Consider the following 23660-nt stretch of genomic DNA (forward strand, 5'->3'; position numbering starts at 1 on the left):
TAAAAATGTAGCCTTACCCCTTTTAAGACATCGCTAAATTCATATTGACTTTGCAAATTCCAATAGGGCAGGGTCATTTTTCAATTTTTCCATGTCATCTGAAATTTTACTGTCCAAAACCTTTGCGTAAATCTGTGTTGTTTTCAATGAGGTATGGCCCAGCATTTTGCTCACGGACTCAATAGGTACCCCATTGGAAAGGGTCACGGTGGTGGCAAAAGTATGTCTGGCCAAATGCGTGGTCAATGTTTTTTTGATTTTACATGCCGTTGCAATTTCCTTCAGATAAGAATTGGTGCGCTGATTGGTGTATACCGGTAGTAAGGTCTTTTTTTTGATTACTCTGGGATGTTCTTTATACTTGTCAATGATTGCCTCTGGGATGCTCAATAGGGGAATACTGCTCAAAACCTTGGTTTTTTTTCTTTTGGTCTTGATCCATTTGTTTCCTTTGATGTCCTTCACCAAATCGTCCTTCGTCAACTTTTCTATATCGGCAAAGGCCAATCCGGTATAACAGCAGAACAAAAACATGTCCCGTACTGTATCCAGTCTCTCAAATTCAAATTCTTGTTTTAGCATAGCTTCCAGTTCCTCGTGCGTCAAAAACTCTCGTTCTTTTTGTTTCCAACTGGCGGACCAGTGGAAGAAAGGGTCACGATCGATCCATTGATTGGCATAGGCGATGCGAACAATCTTCTTGAAATTGACGATATATTTGGTCGCGGTATTATGGGAGCAATTTTTTTTGCTCTTCAAAAAGTAATCAAAGCCCGTTATAAACTTATAATCGAGCTTTTTAAGCGGAAAATCTTTTTTTTGGTACTTGTGTACTATATAATCGGAGATATGTGATTTGGCAGCTTTATACCGTTGAAGTGTTCCTGCGGAATATTCCTTGCCCACTAAACTTTCCATTTGATCGTTGTGATCTTGGAATATTTCCAAGATCATATACTGTTTCTGACCCTTGCCCAAAAAGATGTTCTTCACGGTATCGGCATCCACATATTCACCACTACGGACAAGCTCATCATAGATAGATATACACTTGGCCTTTAAAGTATCGAAAAATCTGTTAAGCACTAGTATTTCTGGGCTTTTACCTCGAATCCTGCAATTGTCCGCATCCCATCTGGAAAGTTCAATTTGCTTGCCCGTACTGAACTCTGCACGTTTCCCATCGAGGGTGATTCGAGCGTATATAATTGATTTTTTGGGTTCCTTAACTACCTTTCTTTTTGGGTAAAAGATGACATTGATTGTTGAAAACATAAGAATAGGATTAAATTAACACTTTGAAGGTACAAAAAGAGGTCTTAAATAAATGTTAACAAATCCTTGCAATAAATTGCAAAACAGCTAATTATAGCGATGGAGGTGCCTCTGAAACCAGAGTCTTGAGAGGCACCGAATTAGGCACCTTTTATATGGTGTTTTTTGCTATTTTTTGGTGTCAATGGAAATGAAAAAAAGCCTGTAAACATCTAGTTTACAGGCTTTTGTGTAAATTTGGAAATATTCCAAGCGGTCTGGACGGGACTCGAACCCGCGACCCCCTGCGTGACAGACACGTCATTTATGGTTTTAATTGATTTTAAAAATAATTAAATAACTGTTTATCAGTAAATTAAAAACTATATAAAGCCATATAGAACCAAATAATACCTATATTTGTTTATAAATAGTTTATAAATTTATAAACACATGCTAACCACAAAAGTCCTTCTAAACAAAGTACGACAAAAACAGGACGGAACATTTCCGTTGGTAATTCGAATCACCTATAATCGTAAATCTATATATCTACCCTTTGGCTACAACTTGGCTGAAAAAGACTTCGATGCCAAGAATCAACGTATAAGGCCTTCAAGTAAAATAGCTTCCAATATTACGCGGCTGAACAACGGAATACAAGAAAAGTTGAAGAAGATTTACGACACTATTTCCCGATTGGAGGAAGATGGTAAAATTGAAAGTTTGTCGATGTCCTCAATCAAAAAAGAAATAGAGGGTAAGTCCGTTGGCAACATGGACTTTTTTCAATTCATCGATTCTCTAATACTAGATTTTAAAAAGGCCGGAAAATATGGCAATGCAGAAATCTATAGGACCCTGAGAAATAGAATAGAAAAATTCCATGGAAAGCGTTCCCTCCCTTTCCGTCAAATCAACTACGCTTTTGTAAAGAAGTTGGAGACGAATCATTACGCTTCCGGAAATACGGCCGGTGGTTTAAGTGTGTATCTCAGAACTCTGAGATCGGTTTACAAAAAAGCGATTAAGCACGGGATAGCCAAGGAAAATCACAATCCCTTTAACGATTATTCGATAAAGAACGGAACCCCGAAAAGACAGTTCTTGAATGGGGAACAATTGACAACATTAAAAGATGCTTTAATCGAGGAACCATTTTTGGCCAAGGCTCGAGACTTGTACATGGCCTCTTTTTACTTGCGGGGTATGAATTGGATGGATATGGCCTTATTGAAAGGGGATAACATACAAGGCGATTTTGAGCGGATAACTTACATAAGGGCTAAAACAAGGAACAAATTGTTTTCCATCAAAATAACCCCTGCCTTGAAGCAAATACTTCTTTCCTACAATAATGGCCAGATTGGAAAGGACGATTATATCTTTCCCATACTTACCAAGGATGTATCCCAAAATCAAACCCATGAAACCATAAAAAACAAACGAAAAAGGCAGAATATTTATCTCAAGCGCTTGGCGGAAAGACTGGAACTTCCAAAATTCACAATTTATACAGCCCGACATACGTATGCCAACATACTCAAAAGAAGCGGTGCCCCTAGCAATGTAATTCAAGATAGTCTGGGCCATACGACCGAGGCCATGACTCAAGCCTACCTTAATTCATTTGAAACCAATGTCATTGATGACTATGATGCAAAAATTATGTCGTGATGCATAAGACCCTACATGGCTTTATAGCTCTCAAGAAGCACTCTTTTCTTCTTCTCCCTAACCACAAAAAAACGCCCGATAGGGCGGAATATCCAATTAAATTCAATTTTTAAATCGGTATAGATTTTAATTGCCAATTTATGCAACGTATAAGCCATCCTTAAAAATCATACCTTTGTATCTGATGCAAAGTCATAAAAACATAACGGCACTTTTCTTCTTGGGCTTATTCAGCCTAATAGTATTGCATCAGGTTTTTCCGCATCTGCATCATCAGCACCAGGATTCGCATTCCCATTCCCATTCGGATGTTGCCCAAACGGGCGAACACCACCATCACGATAATGGTTCGCACGAAGACGAAGAATCACCATACGGCTTTTTCGGGTTCTTTATGGATATGCATGTCCATTCCTCGGTTTCAACCGATATTATTGTCGAAAGACAAATCGTTGAACACCGTACCGATACGAATGAGAATGTTGTAAAAACCTATCCTTGTTTTCAAGAACTATATTTTATTGATAAGAGGCGAAACAACGACCCGCCGCTTTATCACCCGCCCAAACAATATTTTAATCCTTCCTATCATCCCTCGATTTACGGGGGCCACCATCTTTAGGTTAATCGTTTGGGATTATCTATCTATTAGGTAGAAATCCTATTGAATTTCAGGCCTGTCTCTTATCAGGCAAGATTAAACCTAAATTTTCAAACAATGAATACATACATCGTGTCCGCGATATGCGGATGCCTGTTCTATGTTGTCGGTTTCTCACAAGATAAAAATATAGGGGAGCTACTCAACGAAATAGAACAGAACAATATAGAGCTGAAGGCCTATCAATCTCTTATCGATGGCCAAAAGCTTCAAAACAAGAGTGGCAACAATCTGCCCGACCCACAGCTTTCAGGATACTATCTGCCTTTTGGCGACCATCAAACCGATGACTACACCGAGTTTGAAATATCACAATCCTTTGAATTTCCTTCGGTATATGCAGCCCGTAACAAGTGGAACAACCTAAAAGCAGAACAGTTGCAGGCAGCCTATGGCGAAAAACGCCAGGAAATCCTGCTAAAGGCAAAAAAATGGTTAATAGATTTCTTTATACTTCAAAAGCGAAAAACCATTGAAGATGAAAGAAAGAAACAAAGCCAAGAGGTGTATGAACAAATGCAAGAGCTTTTTAACAGAGAGCAAGTCGGCATTTTAGACCTCAACAAAGCTAAGGTAGCTTGGATTCAGGAGCAATTTGTGGTGGAACAACTGGAAGCGGAAATCCAAAATCAAAAAACAGCTTTGCAGGCTTTGAATGGAAATCAACCGCTTGGGTTGGACAATCTGCAATTCAATATTCCATTTCAAATACAAACCGTAGCCGATTTATGGAATGAGAAATTGGCCAAAGACCCCAAGCTTTTGGAGCTAAAAGCTTATGAAGCCGCGGCACAGCAAAACGTCCAGTTGGAAAAAAACAAACTACTGCCGGACCTTTCATTGGGTTACAATTACCAAGGGGTCAACGGCAACAACTATTCGGGTGTTTATGGAGGGTTGACCATTCCTTTATGGAACAGTAAAAACAGGGTAAAAGCGGCACAAGCCAATTACGAATACCAGCAGTCCAACACACAAGTTGAACAACAAATGCTATATGCCAAATTACAACAAGAGTACAATCAGTATCAATTGTTGCTAAACAAGTACACGGAATATCAGGACACCATAGAAACCCTAAATAGTGAAGATTTGCTCTTTAAAGCCTACAGCTTGGGAGAATACTCGTTTTTGGAATACTATATGGAAGTGCAATTCTATCGGGACGCAACCGATAGAATGTTGCAAATGGAAAAACAGTTACAGCTTTTACAAGCACAATTATTAATACATCAGTTATAACAATTTTAAAAATTAAAAAGATGAAACATTTATCAAAAATACTAATAGCACTTATAGTAATAGCGGCAATCAGCCTTACGGGATGCCGGGAAACAAAAAAGGAAGAAGCACAAGATGACCACGGTCACGAGCATAACCCGGACGGCTCTCATATGGAACAGGAAGATTTGAAGCAGGAAGAATTTATGGTAGGTCAGGACACCCTTCAAAAGCAAGAACACGGCCATAGTCACGATGACGACCACGGCCATTCCCACGATAATGACGGACACCAACATTAATAAAAGAAAAAGATGAAAAAGTATTTAATAATTGTGCTTGCCTTTATGGCAGTAGCTTGTAAACAGAATCACGAAGATGAACACGCCCACAATGCTGACGGGAGCTTCATTGGCAACGAAACTTCCCTTCGTTTTGGATAAAGTAGTACATTAGGATTTGAATCAATGGACCATGAAACGCAAAGGTGACAGGCTGACCAATTGTTTTCGTATAAACGGACGGGTTAGGATAATTGATGCCAAGGGCCATATCCCTTGCAATACCCCATTACAATAAGCAGTTTGCTATTTTCCTATTTTTGGGCCTTTCTTGGACGGCCTTTTTTTTGATCTGTACATTCTGAAACCGGTGATAAATAGTACCAATGGTACCATTCCGGAAATAAAGACCAGGATCCTGCCGCCCAATCCTGCTATCTCACCAATGTGTACGGGATAGAATTGTGCTGCAATGCGGGTACTGTTCGAATCATGCCGAAAATCGGATAATGTTGTAATTTTTCCTTTTGCATTTATTTCCACTTCCTTGGTCTTGCGAAGGCCGGCTTTAATAAAACGTTCCTTTATATACCTGAAACGGTACACACCTGTACCGTCCTGGGGGAAATAAATGGCCCGCAATGCATAGCTTTCATCTGCTTTTAACGAAAAATCCTTTAGAAATAGAGAGTCCTTAACCGCCTGTTTTCGTTCATGGTCCAACCCCACTTTATTGCTTTTTCCATCAAAAACTTTCAGGGCTGTTTTGTAATAAGAATTATAAGTGAAATAAGAACCCGTAAAGGCCATGACAAGCAGTGGGATAAAAAAACAGATTCCAAGAACTTTGTGCAGATCAAGATCAAGCTTCCTTCTTTTGCCATTCCATTTTATTTTTAGGCCTTCCCGTAAGTTGTTGCCATAGGCCCTCCACCAAATATACGCCCCGGAGGTCAATAAGAAGAGGAAAAATATTATAGTGCTGGTTCCAATAATGTATTTACCGATTTTGGGTATTCCCAAAGTACGGTGAAGGTTCAATAGGTTTTCAAAAAAAGAGATGGAAGCCGATTTTTCTCCTAGGTTTTTAGTGGTTACGGGATGGTAGTAATTCGTTTGCCCATTTTTAAACCGGATGGAAATGGTTTGTTGCTCCCGGTACGGGAGAAAAATTTTACCGATGCTGTCCTGGTGGGTTGCAATTAACGTTTCGGCCGATCTTAGGATAACCGCCTCCTTTATGTTTTCTGTTTGTTCAACTTTTAACAATCCGGGATTAAGGATTCCCGTTATTTCGGGTTGCCAGACATATAATGCACCCGTAAGCCCGGAAAAGGATGCGATCAGGCCACAGCTAAGTCCCAACCAAAGATGGATTTTCCGTATTGTTTTATTAAATACTATCAATAGAGCGCTTAAAAGTTTAATAAAAACAGTGCCAGTGAATTCACTGGCACTGGTACTGCTAATTTAAAAATTATAATGAAGGCTTAATTTGGCATTCGCGCCTTCACCTGCCCCTGTAAAAGTCCTCAATGGAGCGGCCCATTGCGATCTTGCAGGCAGATAATATTCATTCAACAGGTTGTTGATGGCCAGGGAAACTGACATATTGGATTGCAATTGGTAGGTGGCAGACCAATTCAGCAAGGTGTATCCTTCCACAGGGAACTGTGTGTGCCTATAGGTATAATTGTCATTGGAATCCAAATAGGGGTCAAATCTTTTTCTGTCTCCCAGGTGGGTCATTCTTAAAGAAGTACTCAATTTGGTTATCGGGTTCCAGGTTATATAGGCTGTCCATTTTGGAGCGGCAATAACGTCACCTCCCAAATAGATTAAATTATTCTCGTTGCCCGCAGTATGGGTCACGCCTTCCACATACGAATAGGAGGTACCCAGCTGTATTTTGTTGTTATTGGAAATATAATCAATGGCAACCTCGCCACCATAGATGTCTTGTGGTTGTTTGGAAGGGACAAAGGAGTTGGCGTTTTCATCAAAAACTACGCCCGTCCCCAGGTTGGAGGTGCTGTAATATCCCACCGCTTCCAGTTTAAAATTATGGAACCTGGATAGAAACCCAAATTCATAGTTCTTTGTAACAGCGGGCTCCAATTGAATGTCGCTGATATTATCTGCCGTCGCAGAGCGCAGGACCGACCCTAGATCGGCAATGGAAAATCCCTGTGAATAACTTATATAAGGAATGAACTCCTGATGCTTTATGTAGCGTAACCCTGCATTGAATGCCAGGTTATTAAAACTTATTTTACCCCCCGTAACGGCTACTGAAGGGTTATAATTGCCATCCCCTAACGGAGAATAAGGCAGTGTGTTGTAATCATCAATGTTTAGGTTCATGTCATCGTACCTTAAACCTGCTTTTACCACCCATTCATTGTTAAATTTTAGGGTAGACTGAAGATAAGGTGCCCAACTGAACATCTTTATGTTCGGTACCCATAACCTGCCGTCTAAAAGGCCCTGATTGGTTTTGTCTTTAAGCAGATCCACGCCGTAAGTCAACGAAATATCAATGGAACCATTGGTGTTAATATTTGTATTGAAATTAGGCCTGAACCCATATTTTTCGGCATTGATAACAGATTGCCCGCCATTTTCGAACTTATCGGAATAAAAGAAAATGTTCTCCGTATTCTGGTAATAAAGATCGGTCGTAAAATCGGTGGTGCCTGAAAAAATATTGTTCAAATTATATTGTAATTGTCCGTTTATAAGGGTAGAGCCCGTTGGCTTTTCTCCCTCTATCGAACCTTCAACACCATAACCGGCCGTTAGCGAATAATCACCTTCTTCGTTATAAACCTCAAATTCTGCGGGAACGGGAATAAACGGTGTGTCCTGATCAGATTTATAAAAGTTACCGCCTATGGAGATCCTTTGGTTATCGGAAATTTGGTATTCCAATTTTGCCAGGGTACTGTAAATATTGGTATTGTCAAGTCCGTAGGTCGGAAGGACCACAACCCCATCCGCATCATATTTATTGCCCGTTTTTTCGTAGCTTCCACTGATGTAATAATTGAACCTGTTCAAATTGCCCTTTAAGGATTGGTACACCCCGAAACCAAGGGCATCCTTGGTCTTTGCCAGGTTAGAGGTACCCCAAACGTTTGTTGACCCTTCAATCTTTTTTGTAGCGTTTGGTTTATTGGTAATGTAGTTTATAAAGCCTCCATTCCCTCCATTACCGAAAATGGATGTCGCGCCTTTGATAACCTCGACCCTGCTGATATCGTTGGGACTAATTGACTTTATCCCGAGTTGTCCATTTCGTAAGGGGGTGGATTGTGGGATCCCATCCACCATGACCAGGAGCGAACGCCCGCGTAAAGTTTGTCCCCAGTTGGAGAATGTCCCGGTAGAAACCGCTAGGCCGGGTACCGTAAATTCCAATATTTCACTTATGTTCGAGGTGGAATTTGAGAATTCCTGTAATTTAACTTCATTGACAACCGTTACCGATGCCGGGATCTCTGAAAGATATTCAGAATTCCTGCTGGCCGAGACGACAACTTCGTCCAAACTGTTCAGGTCTTCCTTTAGCACTGCTGTAAATGAAACAGTTTCATCTTTCGTGAAAGTTAATTTCTTTGTTTGGGTTTGATAGCCCAACATTCGGATGGTAACTTCCCATGTACCTTCTTCAACATAGGCCAGTTCAAAATTTCCATCATAATCGGTCGTAGCGCCCTTTTGCAAAGCTGAAATGTAAATTGTGGCACCAAATATGGGTTGATTTTGTTCATCGGTTATTTTTCCCTTTAGACCGGATTGGGAGAATGCGTAAAATGATAATAAAAAAGTCGTGGCCAGTGTAATGATTTTCATTTATTTGGATTTAATTAAAATAAGGTGCAAATGTATATGTTATTACCCTGAAATCAAATACTATTTAGAATTATTGTAAATAATATTTAATTGTTAAGCTTGAAATCAAAAGACCGATGACTTGGCATGTATAAATAGTAAATTTTTAGAAGCTTTTGACCCTCTGTGAATCAATGGATTGCGAGGCTAAGGTTTTTGGTTCCCACGAATTTTCTTTCTTTGATTCAGTAATCAAATAAGATAAAGCTTAATCAATATTCTTCGAAAGTTAAGCCCGCAAAATGTTTGTCTATCGATTACTTGTCCCATGCTCAAATATTGTTTGATTAAAATTCATGTATCATGGAAACAATAGCAAGACAGAACTGGGCCAAAAGATGGTTGGAAGACAAAAAGCAACTGCGAAGGGATGTCAAGGACAAACTAACCAAGGAAACTACGGAGAATACCAATGTAACGGCTGAGATTAAAAAGGAAGATGCCGCCGCAATTATCCATGAAACGGGCCTTGACTTCAACCACTCAAATCTATGCGAATGTGATTAAACAAAAAGTAAAAGAGGACTGGCGGTTTTTAAAATCAATTATAGACAAAAAATATAAGCTAAAAAATGTTAAGCGATTCTTTTGGCCCTATAATTTCTTGGAGAAATGCCTGATTGTTTTTTAAAATATTTACCAAAAAATGACTGAGTAGTGCTCATTAATCTTCCCTTGGCATTGATTGGTGGTATTCTCATTGTGTACTTTACATCAGGAATCGTAAGCATCGCGGCGACCATAGGATTTATCAGTCTCTTTGGTATTGCCACAAGAAACGGTATCCTTTTGGTTTCCCGTTACGAAGATTTGCGAGAGGAAGGTAAGACAGGTATAGAACTGGTTAAAGCTGGTGCCTTGGATAGATTGAACCCAATTCTGATGACCGCCTTTACCACAGGATTGGCATTGATTCCGCTTGCGCTAAAAGGCGGGCAGCCGGGAAGTGAAATTCAAAGCCCGATGGCGGTGGTCATTTTGGGTGGATTATTGTCAGCCACTTTACTCAATTTGATAGTCATACCGTGTGTGTATGAGTTGGTAATTAAAAAATCCGAATAGCTTAAAATGTTTTGATTAACTAAAAATCCTGTCCGTACTAATAACTAAACGGACAGGATTTTTACGATGAAATAATTTCTAACCACACCTTGTTCATACTGCATGCTACTCTGTAGCTACAACCTTCCCTTGCTGGTCGAAGTAGATTTCCAGATGTTTATCGTCCGGGCTCTCCAGTTCTAATTCATATAAAGTTCCCTTGTCGGTTTCAACTTTTTCTACTTCTTCTATTTCCCAGTCCTTGTATTCTGAGCTCTCAAAGGCAGTCTGTACAGACGCCGGTAAGTCAGCATATTCAATTTCCTCTTCGCTGATTTCTTTAAAATTGTGGTTCTTGTTTTCGCAGCTTACTGTTACAGCCACGAATAACAAACAAGCTATTAAAAAGCATACATTTTTAAATCGCATAATAATCTTTTTTTTTATTTCTTACTAAAACCCATTACAATGATACAAGCTAATTCTGCAGAAATACGGGAACTAGTTTACAGGCATACCTTCGGCCATCTGCTTATTGGACATCAATTATGTTTTCAGATCCCATGTGTGCCGTTCATCGGAAACATATTTCGTCCAAATGTACAGCGCATCATATATTTTATTCCTATTTCGAGCATTTCAAAATCATTTTTGCAATTAGTAGTGAAACACACTTCCTCCCACTTGTCCTGAACTTGAACATGATTAGTCCACTTTCATATGAAGACTTACAAGGTTATCAGGGAGTGCTAATTTTGAGATATTCAAGCTAATCTCTCACCATACTTACATCCAACCTTTTCGGATTTTTGCCAACAGCAATTTTGGCTATACTTTTTCCTAAAGATAAATCAATAATGTCTGCATCATTGGAAGATGTATTGCTCACTACCGCAATTTTTCCATCAGGAGTAATGTCAATCCAGTTTGGATTTTTGCCAGCCTGAATGGTGTTCACTATCTCATTGGATTCGGCATCAATTACATATACTTTGTCGGTAAACTGGCTTGTCAGATAAACTGATTTTCCGTCTGGTGAAGCACAAAGTCCATGAGCAGCTTTGCCCTCATTATCAAATTTTTCTGTTACCGGAAGTTGTATCCAACTAACGATCTTATTTTGTTCCGTATCAATTTTAACCACACCATGCAACCACCTTATTGTAAGATAGATTAGTTTCCCATCCGGAGTTGCTGTCATTACTCTCGGAAATCCAAAAACTGGGATTTCTGCAACTACCTTCATTTCGTCAAGGTCGATTTTTACAATTTTGTTGTCCCCTTCGGAAGTGACCCAGACGGATTTACCGTCAGGCATGGGCAAAACAATGTGCGGGTTTCTGCCGACTGGAATGGATTGGCTTAATTTCCAGTCTGTTGTTGAAATCACATCTACCTTATGTTCACCATTAATGGCGGTTAATAGGTAGTTCCCGTCCATACTGAAACTTAATTGATGTGGTGTCTTACCAACGGCAATGGTCTGTTGTACTGTATTGTCGGACGCACTGATTATGGAAACTGTGTTATCACCTTCATTACTGACGGCAACAGTTTTTCCATCCGGAGAAACAGCAGCTCCATGTGGATTCTTTCCTGTCTTGATGTCCGCAATCTTTTCTTTACTCGCTACGTCAATTACTGAAATAAAGTCTTCCCCATAGTTTGTGATATATGCCCTGGGTGATTGAGCCATAAGGCTTAGTCCGAATGATAAGCCCGTTACCAATAAGCTGATTTTTCTTTTCATCTTGTTCATTTTATTAGGATTAATATTTTTCAATTTCAAAATCATCAAAGTACGTGACAGCATCCGCTTTCGTCCAAAAGCCTACTTTTCCGGCTTCCGTGAAGGTTTCGTCCTGCACTTTGAATAGCTCTTTCCCGTTGAGGAATACAGTAAAAAGATCACCTTTCACCACTAACTTCAAATTATTCCACCCATTGCCCAATGTCGGTACATCCACCCCATAGGTTCTGCCTTTGTCGACTATGGGTAAATCGGTACGTTTTCCATTTTCTACTTTATAAAGAACTACATTATCCTCCAGCGGATTGGCCCTTACCACGTAGTAATTGTTCTTATCCGTAAACCTCCACACAAAACCGCCTCCCTGGTCGTGGTTTCCATTAACACCCTTCAATCGGGCAGTGAGTACCATGTCTTTAGCTGTGACATTGTTATTGACAACTATATTAAAATGGCTATTGGGATTATCGCTATATAGTTGTGCCATAACTTTATTCCCGTTATCATCCATCACTTTCCAATCAGTGCCTCCGGAACCCGTATAGTATTGCGTCCAGTTGTCAGGCAATTGATTAGCAGAATAATCCTCAAAATCAAACCGGAGTGTTTCCGATGGTTTTATGGAATCAGGAAATTGTGCCTGTTCATTGATTTCCTTAATTTGTCCTTCTGAGAGTTTGGGTTTTGAATTGCCACAGGCAACCAACATCAAAACAGATGTGACTGCTGGCATGAAAATTTTTGATATTGTATTCATAATTATTCCATTTAAGATTTTAGAAATGATTTTACAAATTCTGATGATGAAAGACTGACTTCTTCCTTCGATCCGTCAGCCTCTATTCTTCCTGCATTCATGACCACAAGGCAATCACCTGTGTTCATGGCTTCTTTGTGGTCGTGTGTTACATACAGCATAGTGAATTGCTGTTGTCGCTGAATATCTTTTAAATGCAGAAGTAAGCGCTCTTTTAAATGTGTGTCAATATTGGCCAGTGGCTCATCCATTAAGAGTATTTTGGGTTGTAGTATCAGCGAGCGGGCTATGGCCACCATTTGTTTTTGCCCACCGGAAAGCTGGTGAGGGTATTTCTTAGCCTTATCGCTTATCCCGAATAACTCGAGCCATTCAAATACTTTATTCTTAATATTCGTGTCTTTCTTGTCTGCTAATGCAAACGCAATGTTTTTGTACACGGAAAAATGTGGCCAAAGCGCCAGATCCTGAAAGACAAATCCTACCTGGCGTTGATGTGGAGGAATAAGGATGCTCCCCTTTTCACTTACTTTAACTCGGTCTATTTTTATCACACCGCTGGAAGGTGTTTCCAAACCAGCAATTAATCGCAGCACGGTGGTTTTTCCACAGCCGGAAGGGCCTATTAAGCAGGTTGTCTTACCCTGCTCAAAAGAATAGGTGAAATCGTTTAACACTTCCTTATCTCCGTAGCAATGGGTGATATGTTCCAGGATGATCTCAGGCATATTGAAATTTTTTGAATAACCATTTTCCAGTCAGAAAGAACAACGTGATTAATACCAGGGTCACAGTCAAATTGATCAAAGTCATACTGCTGGTAAGGGCTTCAGCTGCGTTAGCGCTTATAGTGAAAGTTTTAACAGGCATCAGTTCTGTACCTGGAGGATATACCAGCATAGTAACGCCCAGTTCTCCCAGGCTCAAAATGAAGGATAGGACAAATGCGGCAAATAAAGAAGGTATCAATAAAGGCAAATTGATCCTCACAAATATTTTCCAGGATGGTATTCCCATAATAAGAGCTGCCTCCTCCAATGAAACAGGTATTTGCCTCATACCATTGCCGATAATTCGGCTAGCGATAAAACCAAACTTGCCGAGATAGGCGAGCAGCAGAATTAGGGCAGTACCATAAATAAAATTCAGGACAGGCAGATTATAATACCGTATAAGGGCAATACCCAGTACGGTAGACGGCACAATAAAAGTCAGTAAAAGCAATACGTTGGGTAACCGGTTGTTTAAGCGGACTTTAACGTAAGCCGACCAAAGGCCAACAATTGTAATTATTAGGGTGCCACATAGTGCAAGTTTTATCGATTGCAGAACAGCCGGGCCCATCAATATCCACGCTTCTCTGAAGAACAAGATTCTTCCTGTTAAAGACTGGGTTCCCAGCATAAAGACAGGCAGCACCAAAGCCATTATCAACAATAACCAAAGTAAAGCGTGAAATAAGGCTTGACGCTTCTGAATAGCGTATTTTTTGGACATGCTCCCTCTTACTGACACGGAAAAGAAAGGAGCATCAGAAAGGTAGCGTGTTTCTGCCAGCATGAGTAACAGGCATATTACCAGTAATAAAATTGATTGCCCTATGGCCAGTGGGAAATTGTATAGGGCGGAAAACTGCGTAAATATCTCGGTGGTAAATGTGCGAACGCCAAAGAAGGCAGGAACTGAAAAATCACTCAGGCTGAATATCAGAATGAGCAGGAAGGATATCGTTATTGCAGAACGAATCAGAGGAAGAACAATTTTTAAAAGCATTGTCCCGAAAGGAATCACCATTAATCCAGCTTCTTCGTAACTGGCATCAATTCGGGATAATGCGCTACCGATAATGAGCATCGCCAATGGAAAGAATACGAGGGTGTGCACCAGAATCACTCCTGAATCTGAATAAAAGGCAGCATTGTTTCCAAATATCCAGAAAAGACCATCTTTCCACGCCACGGCAAAAATGTAGGGGGAAATGAGCAGGGGCAGGAGAAGTGCCATTTTGTAAAAGCCGGTGAAAGCAAGCCGCATTTTGTATAGAATAAATCCGCATGCCGTTCCCATGAAGGTGGCAAACAATGCCACTATACCAGATATGAGCAGGCTTTTACCGATAAGAAATAGCGTTTCCCTACCAATGAAAGACAAAAGCGCTGACTTATCGTCACCATTAACTAGCCATTGCAAGAGCAACGCTATCATGGGCAATCCCAGAAGCAGAAACAGCAACAGAGAAGGAACCTTTGATATTATATGTCTGACTATTGCTCTGCCCATTGTTTTAGCCAGGGTTGGATGTCCCTCAGTTTTGCAGAAGTTTTGTCGTAATCTATGTTCATGGATTTGATATTGTCCAATGAAGGAACGTTATCGGGTAATTCCGTTCCTTTAATTAGTGGCATTTGTGCACAGGATTTGGCAAGTTTTGTCTCTGTTTCCTTACTTAGCAGGTAATTCATCAGTTTTTTGCCATTTTCTGTGTTCGGACAACCTTTAATTAAACTCAGTGCATTGGGCATAATTAGCGTCCCGATATCGCTTCCTTGTTGATCCAGAAAAACAAAATCTACTGCATCACTTTCTTTTTGAGCTTCAAAAGCATCATCCGTGTCGGTGAGGCCAAAAGCGAGCTCCCCGTTCATCACCCGTTTTTTAACATCCCCGTTGCTGGCGGCTATCACCACTCCATTTGCTTTCAAGTCATTCATCCACTGCTTGGCTTTTTCATCGCCCAAATTCACAAAGAGCGCAGCTATGTGAAACGTAGTGGTGCCGAACAATGGATTGGCAATAGCAAATTCCCCTTTGTAAGCAGGATCAGTGAAATCAAATACAGATTGAGGCAAAGAATCAGTAGCGATCAGGTTTTTGTTATAGATAAGTACTCTGGCCCGAGCTGAAAAGCCCGTCCAATTATTATCCTTTTCTTTGAAATACTCAGCAATGAGATTTGTTTGCTCCGATTGATATGAATCTGTAATTCCATTGGTTTGCAAAACACTATTGCGTACCGGATCACCACTCCAGAACACATCGCACTGCGGATTATCCTTCTCAGCAATCAATCGATTCATTACCCCGGTAGATTTGGTTTCTTCGGTATCATATACCGCCTTTACCTTGATGCCGGTCTCTTTCTCAAAATCCCTCAGGATAGGCTCTGAAAAGACCTGATCAACAGTACAATAAACGATTACTTCATTGGATGAATGACTACATGCGGTAAGTATAAGCATGAACAGTACAATCATTTTAATAAATAACAATCTCATAGTTTTTCCTTTTAAATTACAAATCTCCATATCAGTTTGCCTAAAACGGTGGTTCTTTCCAGTGTCCAACTGTTGCCCGAAGTATCGTAAGCCTGGTTGACGATGAAAAAGAAATCAGCTCCGATAATTGGAATCCATTGCAAACGAAAATTTAGAAGTGCTTCTTCATCTTCACTGTTCCACTGGGAAAATAGGGAGCCGAATAGATTCGGGTTTACTGCATACTCTATGCGGTTACCGATCAGGTCTGTATCAAAGCTTCCTTCCGGTAAGTCAATCCAGTTTTTTTCGTAGTTAGCAGCGATCTTTAGATAACGGCTTGTTCTCCATGATAGCTCAAAAGCACTTTGGGTACTCTTTCCTTTAAAAAAGTTTCCCCAGTTAAAATACGTATCGAGTGCAAAGTTTCGACCGCTGAAAGTAGCGGCTTGTATTTCCATACGGTTGTACCAATACTCTCCTTCAGGAATGACAATTCCTTCCGTTATCTCAAATGGTTCTCGCAGACCTTCCGCTCTCCTTTGGAGGTTAAACTCAAAGGATTCCCCACTACGTGTTTCAAAGCCTAATGGTCTGATTTCGTAGAAAAATGATTGCAGTTCACCTGTGTCGTCAAAAATGAAGTAATTCATGTCCAACCCTTTAAAACTGAACTGTCGTATCCATTTGAAATGGTTTTTAGGTCGGGGTTTCCATTCAAGTTCAGTATAAAACTCCTGGAAATTTTCCCTGCGCAGAAAACCCACTTCCGGATTGAAGGGGGTAGCACTTCTTTGCCAAGCCATATCAAACTCAACTTTATCGTTGGGATAGCTCAGGTAAATACGGTGAGCATTGGCCCTTGCATCAAAATCATCAGAGTTAATGTTTTGTGTGAATGATGCACCAATATTCAGGTTTTTGCCACCAAATAATTCAGACGTACTGTAAAGCCCATATCCTCCGGTTGTGCTATGCCATCGTCCATTTTCGTATTTATTGGCAGATAAAATGCCTATGGAAGATTGTTTCAAAACATCCTGCCTCCAGCTTACAACTGTATAATTGGTTGAGGGTATGCTGTCCCTACTGGCTGTCTGCATGGACAAAGCACCCAACGTAGTATTTCCCATTTTACCCAAAACCCTGGCCCCTGCGATTATTGGAACCGTAGAGCGATCTTCGGCTAATCCGATCCGCCTGCTATAAAAAGGGATTATGCGGTTTCCCATACCCATATCAAAATAGTCTTGTCCTTCAAGGAAAAATTCCCGCTGTTCGGGGAAGAACAAAGGAAATCGAGTAAGATTGATCTGCTGCCTATCAGCTTCTACCTGAGCAAAATCTGTATTAATGGTCAGATTCATACGTAGGGTAGGTGTGATAAGGTAATTGATATCGCCACCAGCGTTAAGCTGTTCCTCAGACTTTTCTGGTGTTAATTCCGCACCCCCGATTGAATAAGGCTTGATTTCAATAAAAGTTTTACTTTTGATATTGTCGAGATCGGTCAAAGTACCAGCCCTGTTCACCAGCTCTAGTTCGGAATCACGAGACCAGCCCTGCCATAGTAATTGTTCCCTTTTTCTGCGAATATTGCGCTCAAAATTGATACCCCAGACCTGCTGATCTAAATTCGTTTTAAACTTCAGGGTAGAAAAAGGAATGGCTATTTCCGCGAACCAACCTTCGTTCGTTATCGCTGTTCTGGTATCCCATACACCATTCCAAAATTTGTTAAAAGACCTACCGTTGTTTAAAATCTGCGCATCGGCACGGGCACCATTAGGATTGATTACAAATAGAAATCCGTTTCTGTCGTCATCGTAAGTGTCTATGATGACCTCAAAATTGTCTTCTACACCCCAGTTGAAATCCCGTTTCATTTCGCGGGCTACAAGATTATCCGGCTCCCTATCGAAACCCCAAAATCCGATGTATAGGGTATTGGCCGTATAGACAATGGCCACTTCCGTTTTTTCTGTTGCCGGCTCCCCAACATTCAGTTCGCGTTGGGTAAAATTGCTTATGCGAACAGCATTTTCCCAAACAGGTTCATCTAATCTTCCATCAAGCTGAATTGCATCATCTGTATACTTTGCATAAATCGTGTTTGGTAAACTTATCTGGGCCATGCTGCATTCTACAATCATCAGTAAACCTATGACAAAGAATAGTCCTTTCATATTTTCCTAAAATAGAAACCGATTCTGTAGAAATGTGGGAACTAGTTTACAGGCAGACCTTCGGACATCTCCTCATTGGGCTGCAGAAGGATTTGATCCCCTTCATCAAGTGCGCCAAAAATCTCAACCATATCTTCATCTTTCATGCCTGTGCTGACTTCTACCCATTTTAGTTTGCCATCCGCTACTTTTCCCACAGCTTTTCTTCGGAGGGTGGTCAAGACCGCACTATGAGGTACCCACAGACTTCCATCCGGACGTTTGATGCTTAATTGAGCTTCCGCAAAAAGTCCAGCATTCAAATTACCCTTTTGATTATCCACAAGAAATTCCCACATCTCTGTACGGGTGTCCGGATCTATACTTTTGGCTCGCCTGTAATAATCTGCCTTAAATACTTTTCCGGGAAATGGTTCTACACTAAATGAAGTAGAATCCTCTGCTATGGAACTTCCGGTCAAGGCCTCAGGAACTGGTAGCTTCAAACGCAATTTTTGGTTGTTTTCGATTATCAGTAAAGGTTGGTTATCTATATCTCCCACAAGATTTCCGGGATCTGTATTTCTTTGCGTTACAACCCCAGTAAATGGCGCCCTAATTGTGAGATAATTAAGGAGTTGCCGTTTAGCTCTGGCGGTAAAATCCAATGCTTTTAGCCGAGTGCTGTCCGACATGGCTTTGTTCTTTGCTTTAATCAGTTCGGATTCTGAAACCGTGCCTTGTATTTCGGAAGCTTTTAGCAATCGGGTATACGTATCCTCACTACTCATATAGTCCGCTCTGGCTGACTCTACATCGCTCTGCGCTTCTGAATAGGCTGCCTGAATTTCTGGTGCTTCTATCCTGATCAGGACTGCTCCTTTCATTACTTTATCTCCAATGTCTACCCGCACTTCGGTAACATACCCCTGTACTTTGGCATTCAGACCAGCTTTTTCAAAAGCCAATAATTCCGCAGGAAGCATCAGGGTATGTCTGGAGTTATCAAAGCTTAACTTTATGGTTTCTACTTTTTTTGACGACTCGTTTTTGCTTTCCATCTTATTGTTTTCAACACTACTTGAACAGGCTGAAACGATGGCTGCATATAAAATCGGTATTATATATTTTCTCATTATTCTTAAATTTTACTCTTTTCAGGTTTGAAGTTATTGCTGTTCAAAGTATGTACTCTGCTCATCATCTGGATCAAGTGACGGGCTCTTATAAAGTCTTCTTCCGGAAACCTGCCAATAGACGGACGGCAAGATGAATACGGTTGCAAACACGGAGAACAACAATCCGCCTATCACTGCAATTCCAAGCGGGGCTGTTTGTTCGCCGCCTTCACCCAGCCCTAGCGCCATCGGTAGCATCCCTGCTATCATGGCTATGCTGGTCATGAGTATGGGCCTCAGGCGATCCTTTATCCCTTCCAGGTGAGGGTTTTGTTTTTGTTCTTTCCGATAATGCTCTGCTATGGTAACAAATAATATGGCATTGGCCACTGCCACACCTATAGCCATGATACTGCCCATAAAAGATTGAATGTTGAGCGTGTTCCCGCTTATCCAAATCAGAAGGAACGAACCAGCAACTACGGCAGGAATAGTGGATAGCACTGCGAAGGAAAGCCGGAATGACTGAAAGTTGGCTGCCAGCAGCAGAAATATCACGGCTACTGCCAGTAAAAGGCCGGTACTCAATTCATCAAAGGTTTGAGAGAGCGGTTCAGCAAGTCCTCTGAATTTAACACTCATCCCTTCGGGTGGTTCACCCATAGCATTTACTTCATCTTTAAGCATTTTAATGGCACTTCCCAGGTCTTTATTATGCAGGTTCCCGGTGATGGTAATGAACCGTTGTTGGTTCAGACGGTCGTATTCCCCAATCATGGTAGAAGGTTCCCATTTACTCACATCGCCCACATAGACGGTTTTCCCGTTTTCCGACTTTAATGGAACTTTTTCGACATCATCGGGTTGATCCACCATATATTGAGGGAATTCTACCTGGACCTGGTATGCATTGCCCGATCCGGCATCCAACCAATAATTGGGCTGGGTGAAACGACTGGAAGAGGTGGAGGCTGTTACAGAGCGGCTAATGTCTTCAATTGTTAGGCCTAACTGGCCTGCCCGGACACGGTCATATTGTAAATCTATGGATGGATAGTTAAGTGGAATACCAAATTGCACATCACGCATAAACGATACGGTTTGTACCCTGTCCTTTATTTCTTGGGCATATTTACGTGATTCCGAAAGGTTTTTGCCCTGAACAGCTATCTCTACTGATGTGTTGGCTCCCTGGCTCATTACTTGGTCAACCAGGTCAGCCGGTTCAAAAGAGAGCTGCATTTCAGGTATGATTTCTGTTACCTTTTTTCTGATATTTTCTTTAATTTCATCAAGGGGCTTTCCTGTCTGCTGTAGCTTGATCTTTACAACAGCTTCATGTGGCCCACCTGTCCAGAGAAAGATAGTATTGACCGGGTAGCTGGGTGGTTGGATACCGACAAATGCCGATGTAATCTCAACATTTTCTTTACCAACCACTTCGTTTACCACTTCCAGAAACTGCTTTGTTTTCCTTTCCGTATTTTCAATGCGGGTTCCGTCAGGCATTCTTAAACGAACTTGCAACTGCCCGGAATTGACTTTTGGAAATATCTCCGTACCAGTAGACTGCCAGAGTACCGCAAGCATGGCAATAGTGGTTATCAGGTAAATACCGATGGCCCACTTGCTCCTGTTTGTGATACCCTTTGTATATCCTACAACCCGGTTTCTAAACTGTTGGAATTTTCCTTCTTTATTTTGAGTAATATGGTCTTTCAGAAACCAATTGGAAAGAATAGGAACCATTGTTTGAGAAAGTAGAAATGAAGCAATCATGGCAAAACCTACAGCCAATGTAAGCGGTAAGAACATGGCCCTGGGAGTGCCAGTCATAAAAAAGGAAGGAACAAACACGGCAAGAATGCTGGTCAGGATAAGAAGTTTGGGCAATGCAATTTCTTTGCAGGCATCCAGAATGGCACGGCCCTTTTTCTTGCCCATTTCCTGATGTCGGTGGATATTCTCTATTGTCACGGTCGATTCATCCACGAGAATACCTATTGCCAGCGCCAGTCCGCCCAATGTCATGATATTGATCGACTGTCCGGCCAGATAAAGGCACACTACTGCCGATAATATGGCAAGTGGTATGGTAAGAATTACAATGAGCGCGCTTCGTCTGTCACCAAGAAACAGCAGTACCATAAGGCCAGTAAGCACTGCTCCAAGAGCTCCCTCAAAGGACAGGTTTTTCAGGGAATTGATTACATAGCCCGACTGATCAAATTCATAGCTCACTTTAATATCGTCCGGCACAGCAGCCTGCATTTCCGGCAGGCTTGCCTTGATGCGTTTCACCACATCCCAGGTTGATGCGCTGGCTCGTTTGGTTACAGGAATGTACACTGAGCGGCTGCCATTGATCAGGGCATATCCTGATGCAACATCAGACCCATTTTGTACTTCAGCTACATCCTTTACATATACCGAGGGCCCGGAGCCCATCTTTAAGGGAATATTGGCCAGTTCCTGGATATTGCTGACCACCGTATTTTGGTTAGCAATCAAAAGTTTGTCCGCAGTTCGGATATTTCCGGCAGGCGAAATGGTATTGTTCTTGGCAATAGCCATGACGAGTTCATCCGGACTGATATTATAACTGCGCAGTTTGGAAGGGTCTGCCTTAATCAGTACAGTACGCTGGTTTCCTCCAAAAGGGGGGGGGGCTGACACACCCGGTATTGAAGCAAATTTTGGACGTACCTTAAAGAGTGCAAGATCTTGTATTTCACCCAATGACCTGGTTTCACTGCTAAAAACAAGTTGGCCTACTGGTGCACCCCCTCCGTCAAAACGCGTGATGAACGGAGGTACTGTCCCCGGAGGCATAAAGGCCCTGGATCTGTTGACCTGGGCTACCACTTCCGCCAAAGCCTGAGACATGTCGGTGCCCTCATGAAAAATGAGCTTCATCAAGGATACGCCCTGGATAGTTTTGCTTTCCACTTCCTTTATCCCATTGATATACAGAAAATGGTACTCGTAATAAGAAGTCATAAATCCTTCGATTTGATTAGGAGCAAGACCACCGTATGTTTGGGCCACATAAATAGTGGGGGTGCCTAGTTTTGGGAATATATCAACTGACATATTCCGGATTGACAATACCGCAAAAAACACGATGGCCAAAAGGGTTACCATGACGGTTATGGGTTTTCGCAGTGCAGATATTATTAGTTTGATCATCTCCTATAATTGATTTAAGAATATTTCCAAATTACCATTGACAGCAGCTGTATACAATAGTGCTTTCCAGGCTTCCCAATAGGATTTTCGTAGTTCTATTTCCGCAGTAATCAGTTCGTTTTGGGATTCAATCAGTTCCGTAAAGCTCATCAACCCGGCCTGGTATCGGGATTGTGCGGCTTCGTAAGCATAAAGAGCATCCTCAACCTGGTACGGAGTCTCTCTTGCAATAGCCATTGCTGTTTCTAAGGCCTTATCAGCTATGGTTTTTTGTTTATTGAGGGTCAGTCTCACTTCTTCAAGTTGCTGTTTATAAGCTTCAGTTTCCCATTCCTTGGCTTTCCATTGGGTTTTGTATCGGCTGATTTGGGTCAGCGGCATAGTCAATTGTAAACCCAGGCCATAATTGAACCGGGTCAGATTAAATCCATCAGTAGGATTATTGACAAAACTGTTACCGTTGTTGTCAAGCTGAACCCCCGAACCTCTGCCATAAGCGGTGCCCCATACACTTAAAGTAGGTAACCAGCTTAATTTTTCAGCTTTAAATTGGTATTGTGCGGCATTCCATTGGGCTATGGCCAGGTTTTCCTTTGGATGAATCACCCCTGAAACTTCTGGCAACCTGGGAAGTACTTTAAGAAAGGTAGAATCCGCCAGGTTTTCTGGCAAATCAGCCGCAATTAACTCAGACAGTTTCTCTTTATATTCATGAATGGTATTTTGTTGTTGCAGTATATTGATTTTCACCTTGGAAAGCTCCGTCCTAAATCGTGCAGTATCCACCCCTGAAACCAGCCCTGAATTAGCCAGGACCACAGCCTGTTCGTAATTTGATCTCGATCTTTCCTGATCACTTTCCAGTAGATCAAGAATTTGTATAGCAAGGAGGTAATCCAGATAGGTACTCGATAGTTGAACGCTATGCTCTAAAAGTGTAAGATCCTTTATGGAAGTGCTGGCCTCATGGGTGCTTTCCGCTGCCTTTATCTCATTATTTCTTCTTCCGAAAGTGTAGGGTTCCCATTTCATGAGCAGACCGGCAGCTGACCCCCAAACCATATCATTTAGATTCCTGGCAGATGGAGGCCCACTTACAGGTAGAAAATATTCGGGGAAAAACATTCCGGTAATGTTGTTATAAGTAACATAATTAATGTAGGTGGAGGCGGAAACTTCTGGAACCAACAATCGTCTGGTGGATTTTACCTTCTCTTCAGATGCCCGCTCAAGAGACGCTGAGGCAAGAATTGCCGGATAATTTTTCTTAGCAGTGTCCAGTAATTGTACAATTGTCGGTTGTGTTTGAGACCGTACATTTGTCCAAGAAACAGCAAGAATAGATGCCAACAGGATAAGCTTGAATTTTCGGATCATATTCAATTATTAATGTAATTC

Annotated in this window: 19 protein-coding genes; 6 read left to right on the forward strand and 13 right to left on the reverse strand. The window is 41.4% G+C overall.

Annotated features, from left to right (window positions below; all coding sequences use genetic code 11):
- Window positions 1–39: 39 nt before the first annotated feature.
- Window positions 40–1275, reverse strand: coding sequence for a site-specific integrase (locus tag SD449_RS05945; RefSeq protein ID WP_166250204.1), 1236 nt, complete (start codon window positions 1273–1275; stop codon window positions 40–42).
- A 432-nt stretch (window positions 1276–1707) separates the two neighbouring features.
- On the opposite strand from SD449_RS05945, the gene SD449_RS05950 reads away from it, so the two are divergent.
- From SD449_RS05950 to SD449_RS05965, 4 genes are all read left to right on the forward strand, one after another.
- On the forward strand, window positions 1708–2931 hold the full coding sequence (locus SD449_RS05950; protein WP_225603158.1) for a site-specific integrase: 1224 nt from the start codon (window positions 1708–1710) through the stop codon (window positions 2929–2931).
- Between the two features lie 184 nt (window positions 2932–3115).
- On the forward strand, window positions 3116–3553 hold the full coding sequence (locus tag SD449_RS05955; RefSeq protein WP_225603159.1) for a hypothetical protein: 438 nt from the start codon (window positions 3116–3118) through the stop codon (window positions 3551–3553).
- A 96-nt stretch (window positions 3554–3649) separates the two neighbouring features.
- Window positions 3650–4834 carry a TolC family protein gene (locus SD449_RS05960; protein ID WP_225603160.1) on the forward strand — a complete coding sequence of 395 codons (1185 nt, stop codon included), beginning with the start codon at window positions 3650–3652 and terminating at the stop codon, window positions 4832–4834.
- Window positions 4835–4854: 20 nt separating this feature from the next.
- Window positions 4855–5115 (forward strand): hypothetical protein, encoded by a 261-nt coding sequence (locus tag SD449_RS05965; protein ID WP_225603161.1) that lies wholly within the window; start codon window positions 4855–4857, stop codon window positions 5113–5115.
- Window positions 5116–5400: 285 nt separating this feature from the next.
- Here the strand turns inward: SD449_RS05965 and SD449_RS05970 are convergent, their stop codons facing one another.
- Entirely contained in the window at window positions 5401–6501 is a 1101-nt protein-coding gene (locus SD449_RS05970) for a PepSY-associated TM helix domain-containing protein (RefSeq protein ID WP_225603162.1), read from the reverse strand.
- A gap of 63 nt (window positions 6502–6564) precedes the next feature.
- Entirely contained in the window at window positions 6565–8949 is a 2385-nt protein-coding gene (locus tag SD449_RS05975; protein ID WP_225603163.1) for a TonB-dependent receptor, read from the reverse strand.
- Window positions 8950–9291: 342 nt separating this feature from the next.
- Here SD449_RS05975 and SD449_RS05980 point away from each other — a divergent pair, with 342 nt between their 5' ends.
- Both SD449_RS05980 and SD449_RS05985 read left to right on the forward strand, forming a co-directional pair.
- On the forward strand, window positions 9292–9495 hold the full coding sequence (locus SD449_RS05980; protein ID WP_225603164.1) for a hypothetical protein: 204 nt from the start codon (window positions 9292–9294) through the stop codon (window positions 9493–9495).
- A 150-nt stretch (window positions 9496–9645) separates the two neighbouring features.
- On the forward strand, window positions 9646–10050 hold the full coding sequence (locus SD449_RS05985) for an efflux RND transporter permease subunit (RefSeq protein ID WP_225603165.1): 405 nt from the start codon (window positions 9646–9648) through the stop codon (window positions 10048–10050).
- A gap of 105 nt (window positions 10051–10155) precedes the next feature.
- Here the strand turns inward: SD449_RS05985 and SD449_RS05990 are convergent, their stop codons facing one another.
- From SD449_RS05990 to SD449_RS06035, 10 genes are all read right to left on the reverse strand, one after another.
- On the reverse strand, window positions 10156–10458 hold the full coding sequence (locus tag SD449_RS05990) for a PepSY-like domain-containing protein (RefSeq protein ID WP_225603166.1): 303 nt from the start codon (window positions 10456–10458) through the stop codon (window positions 10156–10158).
- Between the two features lie 340 nt (window positions 10459–10798).
- Complete coding sequence (locus SD449_RS05995) at window positions 10799–11779, reverse strand: YVTN family beta-propeller repeat protein (protein ID WP_225603167.1); 981 nt, start codon at window positions 11777–11779, stop codon at window positions 10799–10801.
- Window positions 11780–11798: 19 nt separating this feature from the next.
- Window positions 11799–12512, reverse strand: a complete 714-nt coding sequence (locus SD449_RS06000) for a LamG domain-containing protein (RefSeq protein WP_318309306.1) — start codon at window positions 12510–12512, stop codon at window positions 11799–11801.
- 35 nt (window positions 12513–12547) lie between these two features.
- Window positions 12548–13264 (reverse strand): ABC transporter ATP-binding protein, encoded by a 717-nt coding sequence (locus SD449_RS06005; RefSeq protein ID WP_225603169.1) that lies wholly within the window; start codon window positions 13262–13264, stop codon window positions 12548–12550.
- The gene (locus SD449_RS06010; protein WP_225603170.1) at window positions 13257–14816 is read right to left on the reverse strand and encodes an ABC transporter permease; all 1560 of its coding nucleotides are present in this window, start codon (window positions 14814–14816) and stop codon (window positions 13257–13259) included. The genes SD449_RS06005 and SD449_RS06010 overlap by 8 nt, the downstream gene beginning before the upstream one ends.
- Window positions 14801–15811: an extracellular solute-binding protein gene (locus SD449_RS06015; protein WP_225603171.1), complete on the reverse strand. Its 1011-nt coding sequence runs from the start codon at window positions 15809–15811 to the stop codon at window positions 14801–14803. The genes SD449_RS06010 and SD449_RS06015 overlap by 16 nt, the downstream gene beginning before the upstream one ends.
- 11 nt (window positions 15812–15822) lie before the next feature.
- Window positions 15823–17976: a carbohydrate binding family 9 domain-containing protein gene (locus SD449_RS06020; protein WP_225603172.1), complete on the reverse strand. Its 2154-nt coding sequence runs from the start codon at window positions 17974–17976 to the stop codon at window positions 15823–15825.
- Between the two features lie 41 nt (window positions 17977–18017).
- Window positions 18018–19091: an efflux RND transporter periplasmic adaptor subunit gene (locus SD449_RS06025; RefSeq protein WP_121847514.1), complete on the reverse strand. Its 1074-nt coding sequence runs from the start codon at window positions 19089–19091 to the stop codon at window positions 18018–18020.
- A gap of 33 nt (window positions 19092–19124) precedes the next feature.
- Window positions 19125–22262: an efflux RND transporter permease subunit gene (locus SD449_RS06030; protein WP_225603173.1), complete on the reverse strand. Its 3138-nt coding sequence runs from the start codon at window positions 22260–22262 to the stop codon at window positions 19125–19127.
- Window positions 22263–22265: 3 nt separating this feature from the next.
- Window positions 22266–23639 (reverse strand): TolC family protein, encoded by a 1374-nt coding sequence (locus tag SD449_RS06035; RefSeq protein WP_225603174.1) that lies wholly within the window; start codon window positions 23637–23639, stop codon window positions 22266–22268.
- Between the last annotated feature and the right edge of the window lie 21 nt (window positions 23640–23660).

The sequence above is a fragment of the Flagellimonas crocea genome, assembly GCF_033441595.1.
Lineage (GTDB): Bacteria > Bacteroidota > Bacteroidia > Flavobacteriales > Flavobacteriaceae > Flagellimonas > Flagellimonas crocea.

Coding starts and splice junctions, on each gene's coding strand:
- SD449_RS05945 (WP_166250204.1), bottom strand. CDS start 1,275: ATGTTTTCAACAATCAATGTCATCTTTTACCCAAAAAGAAAGGTAGTT.
- SD449_RS05950 (WP_225603158.1), top strand. CDS start 1,708: ATGCTAACCACAAAAGTCCTTCTAAACAAAGTACGACAAAAACAGGAC.
- SD449_RS05955 (WP_225603159.1), top strand. CDS start 3,116: ATGCAAAGTCATAAAAACATAACGGCACTTTTCTTCTTGGGCTTATTC.
- SD449_RS05960 (WP_225603160.1), top strand. CDS start 3,650: ATGAATACATACATCGTGTCCGCGATATGCGGATGCCTGTTCTATGTT.
- SD449_RS05965 (WP_225603161.1), top strand. CDS start 4,855: ATGAAACATTTATCAAAAATACTAATAGCACTTATAGTAATAGCGGCA.
- SD449_RS05975 (WP_225603163.1), bottom strand. CDS start 8,949: ATGAAAATCATTACACTGGCCACGACTTTTTTATTATCATTTTACGCA.
- SD449_RS05980 (WP_225603164.1), top strand. CDS start 9,292: ATGGAAACAATAGCAAGACAGAACTGGGCCAAAAGATGGTTGGAAGAC.
- SD449_RS05990 (WP_225603166.1), bottom strand. CDS start 10,458: ATGCGATTTAAAAATGTATGCTTTTTAATAGCTTGTTTGTTATTCGTG.
- SD449_RS05995 (WP_225603167.1), bottom strand. CDS start 11,779: ATGAAAAGAAAAATCAGCTTATTGGTAACGGGCTTATCATTCGGACTA.
- SD449_RS06000 (WP_318309306.1), bottom strand. CDS start 12,512: ATGCCAGCAGTCACATCTGTTTTGATGTTGGTTGCCTGTGGCAATTCA.
- SD449_RS06005 (WP_225603169.1), bottom strand. CDS start 13,264: ATGCCTGAGATCATCCTGGAACATATCACCCATTGCTACGGAGATAAG.
- SD449_RS06010 (WP_225603170.1), bottom strand. CDS start 14,816: ATGGGCAGAGCAATAGTCAGACATATAATATCAAAGGTTCCTTCTCTG.
- SD449_RS06015 (WP_225603171.1), bottom strand. CDS start 15,811: ATGAGATTGTTATTTATTAAAATGATTGTACTGTTCATGCTTATACTT.
- SD449_RS06020 (WP_225603172.1), bottom strand. CDS start 17,976: ATGAAAGGACTATTCTTTGTCATAGGTTTACTGATGATTGTAGAATGC.
- SD449_RS06025 (WP_121847514.1), bottom strand. CDS start 19,091: ATGAGAAAATATATAATACCGATTTTATATGCAGCCATCGTTTCAGCC.
- SD449_RS06030 (WP_225603173.1), bottom strand. CDS start 22,262: ATGATCAAACTAATAATATCTGCACTGCGAAAACCCATAACCGTCATG.
- SD449_RS06035 (WP_225603174.1), bottom strand. CDS start 23,639: ATGATCCGAAAATTCAAGCTTATCCTGTTGGCATCTATTCTTGCTGTT.